At 44.3% G+C, this 6,036-nt stretch carries 4 protein-coding genes; 2 read left to right on the top strand and 2 right to left on the bottom strand.

Annotation, left to right across the window (positions count from 1 at the left end):
- Both IQ229_RS09665 and IQ229_RS09660 read left to right on the top strand, forming a co-directional pair.
- On the top strand, window positions 1-391 hold a 391-nt coding region (locus IQ229_RS09665; RefSeq protein ID WP_194043214.1), incomplete at its 5' end, for a PEP-CTERM sorting domain-containing protein.
- Between the two features lie 312 nt (window positions 392-703).
- Entirely contained in the window at window positions 704-2,293 is a 1,590-nt protein-coding gene (locus IQ229_RS09660) for an alkaline phosphatase D family protein (RefSeq protein WP_194043212.1), read from the top strand.
- Window positions 2,294-2,706: 413 nt separating this feature from the next.
- On the opposite strand, the gene gcvP is transcribed toward IQ229_RS09660, so the two are convergent.
- Together gcvP and IQ229_RS09650 are read right to left on the bottom strand one after the other, a co-directional pair.
- A complete protein-coding gene (gene gcvP, locus IQ229_RS09655) occupies window positions 2,707-5,601 on the bottom strand; it encodes an aminomethyl-transferring glycine dehydrogenase (protein WP_409339914.1) in 2,895 nt (964 codons plus the stop codon).
- 198 nt (window positions 5,602-5,799) lie between these two features.
- Window positions 5,800-6,036: glycine cleavage system protein H (locus IQ229_RS09650; RefSeq protein WP_409339913.1), on the bottom strand; the 237-nt coding region annotated here is incomplete at its 5' end.

Below are 6,036 nucleotides of genomic sequence, written 5' to 3'. Positions count from 1 at the left end.
CTATAATCCCGAAGCTCCCATTAAGTCACTTTCTTTCAACTTTGATGGCGATACCATTTACACTGAACAAGATGATGCAAATTACCCAGATTTTCCTCTTGTTTTTAAAACCACATCCTTAACAGGACAAACGTATTTTGGATTAAATTATCAGTTTAATGATAAAGCTAATCCTTCCAGTTCTATCAGTTATGAGATTATTGGTGAGGATTTTACAATTTACTCTAAAACTTCTCCCAATGCTGAACTTATATCAGGTACAGTTTCTTATAGACAAGTACCTGAACCTACACCTTTAGTTGGTGTTCTTTTTGCTTTTAGCCTTGGCTCAATGATGAAGAGAAAGGTAGCATCAATGAAAAAGATTAAAATCTCACCTTGGTTAAGTTGATATTAACAATTTCTTTGCCAAGGATTAATCTCTTACTAGTAGGCTTTTATGTGGGGAAACAACATCTAACACATAGATAGTAGAGGGAAAAGTTGGAACTTGAAATCTGATTTTGCTCGTACCAATTCTCTATGAAGCTGCTTATTATAAGCCCTCCCAACCTCTCCTTAACAAGGGTGGTGGGGTTATTTCTATGGGTGTTAATAAAGAATTGCTATGAGGGAATAATTACGAAATTTTCCTACTATTACTCTACCTTCTTTGTGTTAGCTGTTGCTGTACTTTAACTTACCTGTTAGCCAGGAGTAGAGAATGGTAGATTACCGGAATTTTGAGCAGTTCCTGCACAGTCGAATCAAACGACGCAACTTAATTGTTGGGGCAGGGGCATTATCTGGTTTAGCGATCGCTAACCAATTTTCTTCTCAAAGAGCGATCGCTAGAAGCAGATTTTCCAATTATCCTTTCACTTTGGGTGTTGCATCGGGTGAACCCTATCCTACCAGCGTAGTGATTTGGACTCGTCTGGCTCCTGAACCCTTAAACGGAGGTGGAATGCCACCTGTGAATGTGCCAATTCGCTGGGAAGTAGCAACCGATCCAGACATGAGACGTATTGTCTCTAGAGGTACGGTACTGGCAACCCCAGAACTAGCTCATTCAATTCGAGTTGTGGTAGAAGGACTGCAATCTAATACTTGGTACTGGTATCGGTTTCTTGTCGGCCAAGACGCTAGCCCCATCGGTCGCACTCGTACAGCGCCTTTAGCAAATAGCTACTTAAGTAAATTTAACTTTGCCCTTGTCTCCTGTCAGCACTATGAGCAGGGATACTATACTGCCTACAAATATCTGGCTAAAGATGACCTCGATTTAGTAGTACATGTGGGCGATTACATCTACGAAGGGGGAATCACAGAAAATCGCCCTAGACAACACAATGGTTCAGAAATTTTTACCTTAGAGGATTACCGCAACCGTCACGCCCTCTATAAAACCGATACCAATCTGCAAGCAGCTCATGCAGCGTTTCCCTGGATTGTCACCTGGGACGATCATGAGGTAGAAAACAACTACGCCAACAACATTTCACAAATTGATACTGAACCAGATCAGGATCGGGCAATTTTCCTCCAACGGCGGGCTATTGCCTATCAAGCTTACTACGAACATATGCCACTACGCCCCTTCTCGCGTCCCGTTGGCCCCGATATGCAACTTTACCGTCGGCTCTCCTTTGGTAACTTAGCCACCTTCCATGTTTTAGATACCCGCCAATATCGAACCGATCAGCCCTGTGGTGATGGCACTAAAGAACGTTGCCCAGAAAACTTAGATCCGAATGCAACGATTACCGGTCAGGCGCAGGAAAATTGGTTATTCGATGGTCTAAATAGTTCACAAGCTAAGTGGAATGTTTTGGCGCAGCAAGTACCGATTGCTCAAAGAGACACAACACCAGGAGAAGGTGGAACTTACAGCATGGATAAATGGGATGGTTATGTGGCTTCGCGCGATCGCCTCATGGCTTTCCTCGGACAGCGCCAGCCTTCTAATCCAGTATCCTTGGCAGGTGATGTGCATTCTAACTGGGCGATGAATCTGAAGGCTAACTTTGATCAGCCAGAATCCGCCACAGTTGGCAGTGAATTTGTCGCTACCTCAATTAGCTCCGGTGGCGATGGAGCAGACAGCAACCCCAACGTTGAAGCTTACTTACCCGATAACCCACACATTAAGTTCTACAATAATCAACGGGGATATGTGCGCTGTGCTTTGACTCCCACAACCTGGAAGACAGACTATTTGGTTATGTCAAAAGTCACAACCCCAAATGGCACGATTAGTAAGCGGGCTTCATTTGTGGTTGAAGATGGTCGTCCAGAAATACAACAAGCTTAATCGTTTAATTCCCAGGTATTGAAACTAGACAATCACAGATAGAAACAGTTAAATCATCAATATTTACCTGTTTCTATCTGTGTTTTCATTTTCAGAATTTAGATACCTTTGTTCTGCACAATACAGTTCAGTTAAGCATTTTTTCTCTTCTCTCTGTTTCCTCTGCGCCTCTGCGGTAGCCTTCGGCAAGCCGCTTTGCGTCTACGTTAAAAAAGTTGACTTTGACAAAGAGTTTTAGCCTTAACTGAACCGTATTGTTGTTCTGCAAAGATCAGGAAAAAATGCTTAGGGACTTCCAGCGAATAAAAATACCCCATCATAGGGATGCACATCTGTATGCCCCTACTGTATTGCAATTAGAGGAGTTAGGAGTTTTAATTCCTAACTCACAACTCCTAACTCTTCACTTCAGTTTAATAAGCATCCATTGGCAGACAAGAACAAACAAAATTGCGATCGCCAAATGCTGCATCAATGCGACCAACAGCTGGCCAGAATTTATATTCACGAGTCCAAGGCGCAGGATAGGCAGCTTGTTCGCGAGAATAGGGATGTTGCCATTCCCCGGTAATTAAACTTTCGGCAGTGTGGGGTGCATTCTTCAAAAGATTATCTTGAATATCCACCTTGCCAACTTCTATTTCGGCAATTTCTTGACGAATAGCAATCAACGCATCACAGAAACGATCCAACTCTTGCTTAGATTCACTTTCTGTAGGTTCCACCATGATTGTACCCCCTACAGGCCAGGAGACTGTCGGCGCATGGAAACCGTAATCGATCAGACGCTTGGCAACATCATCGATTTCGATCGCAGCTGATTTTTTGAGCGATCGCAAATCTAAAATACATTCATGGGCAACTAGACCATTTTTCCCCTGATATAAAACGGGATAATATGATTCCAGTTTCTTGGCAATGTAGTTAGCGTTGAGAATCGCCACCTTGGTAGCTTGGGTTAAACCATCTGCACCCATCATGGCGATGTACATCCAAGAAATCACCAAGATACTCGCACTACCCCAAGGCGCAGCTGCCACAGCACCAATATGTGAGTGCTGAGTTGAGTCGTTGATAGTAACAACAGGATGTCCGGGTAGAAAAGGCACAAGATGAGATGCAACGCCAATAGGCCCCATACCAGGGCCACCGCCACCATGAGGAATACAGAAGGTTTTGTGCAGATTCAAGTGACAGACATCCGCGCCAATATCCCCAGGACGGCAAATTCCCACTTGGGCGTTCATATTTGCCCCATCCATGTAAACTTGTCCACCATGACTATGGACAACAGCGCAGATTTCCTGAATTGGCTCCTCAAAGACACCGTGAGTTGAGGGATATGTCACCATTAAGGCAGCTAATTCATTGCTATGTTTTTCTGCCTTCGCCTTCAGGTCAACAACGTCAATATTACCTTGTGAGTCACAGGCAACAGCCACCACCTTCATCCCGCACATCACCGCACTTGCTGGATTTGTTCCGTGCGCAGAAGTGGGAATCAAACAAACATTGCGATGTTCTTCGCCCCGATTTTCGTGATATTGACGAATTACTAAAAGTCCAGCATATTCGCCCTGAGAACCAGCATTTGGTTGCAGAGAAATTCCCGCAAAACCAGTAATTTCAGCTAACCATGCCTCAAGTTGCTCAAACAGTATTTGATAACCTTGCGTTTGTGATGCAGGGGCAAATGGATGAATCTTGCCAAATTCCTCCCAACTTACCGGAATCATCTCAGCAGTTGCATTCAACTTCATTGTGCAAGAACCCAAAGGAATCATCGATGTTGTTAGCGATAAATCCTTGCTTTCTAGCTTGTGCAGATAGCGCAACAACTCAGTTTCTGAGTGATAGCGGTTAAAAACTGGGTGAGTAAGATATTTACTTGTACGGGAGAGAGGAAGATGTGAGGATGAGGAAGAAGTTAATTCTTCTAAAGTGAAGGGTAAATCATCTGTACCAGCGAAAATCTGCCAGAGGTCGATTAAGTCTTCTGGTGTAGTTGTTTCATCTAGTGAGATACCAACAGTAGTTGCATCAAAAACCCGCAGGTTAATTTGAAGTTGTTCGCTAGCTGCCAAGATATCTTTTAAATTGCGTCTTCCCAGTTCTACTCGCAGCGTATCAAAGAAATCTTTGGAACTGATGCTGTAACCCAAACGCTTCAGTCCTTCTGCCAATAACACCGTCAAAGAATGGATATTTTCGGCAATTTGCTTCAGTCCAGTAGGCCCATGATAGACCGCGTACATACTCGCCATCACCGCCAGCAGCACCTGTGCAGTACAGATATTACTAGTAGCTTTTTCGCGGCGGATGTGCTGTTCACGGGTTTGCAAGGCGAGACGTAATGCAGGCTTACCTTGGGCATCTTTTGATACTCCCACAATTCGCCCTGGAACCAGCCGTTTATACTCTTCCTTCGTAGCAAAATATGCCGCATGAGGCCCGCCAAACCCCAAAGGAATACCGAACCGCTGAGTGCTTCCTACAGCAATATCAGCGCCAAATTCCCCAGGAGGGGTCAGCAAAGTTAAACTTAAAGGATCTGCTGCTACCGTCACCAATGCACCCTTAGCATGGGCTTTTTCTATAAAAGCGCGGTAGTCATAAATAGTGCCATCACTTGCAGGGTATTGCAGAATAGCTCCAAAAATTGGTTGATCGAAATCAAATGTTTGATGATCGCCGACAATAATCTTAATCCCTAATGGTTGAGCGCGTGTTTGCAACACGTCAATGGTTTGGGGATGACAGTCACCAGAGACAAAATAGGCATTTGCCTGATTTTTACAAACACCATAGCTTAGGCTCATCGCTTCAGCAGCGGCTGTGGCTTCATCAAGTAACGAAGCATTGGCAATTTCTAAACCTGTGAGGTCAATAATCAGGGTTTGAAAATTCAGCAGGGCTTCTAGTCGCCCTTGAGCAATTTCTGGCTGATAGGGAGTGTAGGCAGTATACCAACCTGGGTTTTCTAAGATATTACGCCCAATCACAGGTGGGGTAATACTGTCGTAATAGCCCATACCAATGTATGAACGGAAAATCTGATTTTTGGCTGCAACTTTTTTTAACGATGCCAGTGCTGCATACTCACTTTCTGCTGCTGGTAACTTTAGCGGTTGCTTCAGCCGAATTGCCTGTGGAACTGTTTGGTCGATTAGGGCATCCAGGCTGGGAAACCCCAAAACCTTAAGCATAAGCTGAATATCATCGGAGTTAGGGCCAATGTGTCTTGGCACAAAACTACTTAAATTTTGACTTTTTTCGTCCAGCACTTGCTGCTCATGAGACTTGAGAATAGGGGCGTTCAATACCACAAATTACTCTCCAGATGGTACTATTTCATATTTTGCAATAAATACTCTTAAACTGGGGACTGGGGACTGGGGATTCGGAAGATATTGGATAGGTGAATAAGAGTAATTGTTAATTACCTCCTCCACTCACCTACTCCCTTACTCTTCCACTCAGCACTCAGCACTCAGCACTCAGCACTCCTACTCCCCTTCTACTTGGGCGCGATACTCATCAGCTGTCAAGGCATCTTCAACTTCGCCAGGGTCATTGACGCGCACTTTCAAAAACCACCCTTCCCCGTAGGGGTCTTCTGACACTTCTTCGGGAGAACTAATTAAGGCTTCATTCCGTTCTATAACGGTGCCTGTCACTGGTGAATTCAGTTCCTCAACGGCTTTCACTGATTCAATTGTGCCAAAGTTTTCTCCCCTGGTAAG

Source organism: Nostoc cf. edaphicum LEGE 07299 (genome assembly GCF_015207245.1).
In the GTDB taxonomy this organism is placed as follows: Bacteria; Cyanobacteriota; Cyanobacteriia; order Cyanobacteriales; family Nostocaceae; genus Nostoc; species Nostoc edaphicum_B.
This window is presented reverse-complemented; position numbering and strand designations above follow the sequence as displayed.

What these genes read in the sequence shown, in the direction of transcription:
- IQ229_RS09660 (WP_194043212.1), top strand. Translation starts at nt 704, where the DNA reads ATGGTAGATTACCGGAATTTTGAGCAGTTCCTGCACAGTCGAATCAAA.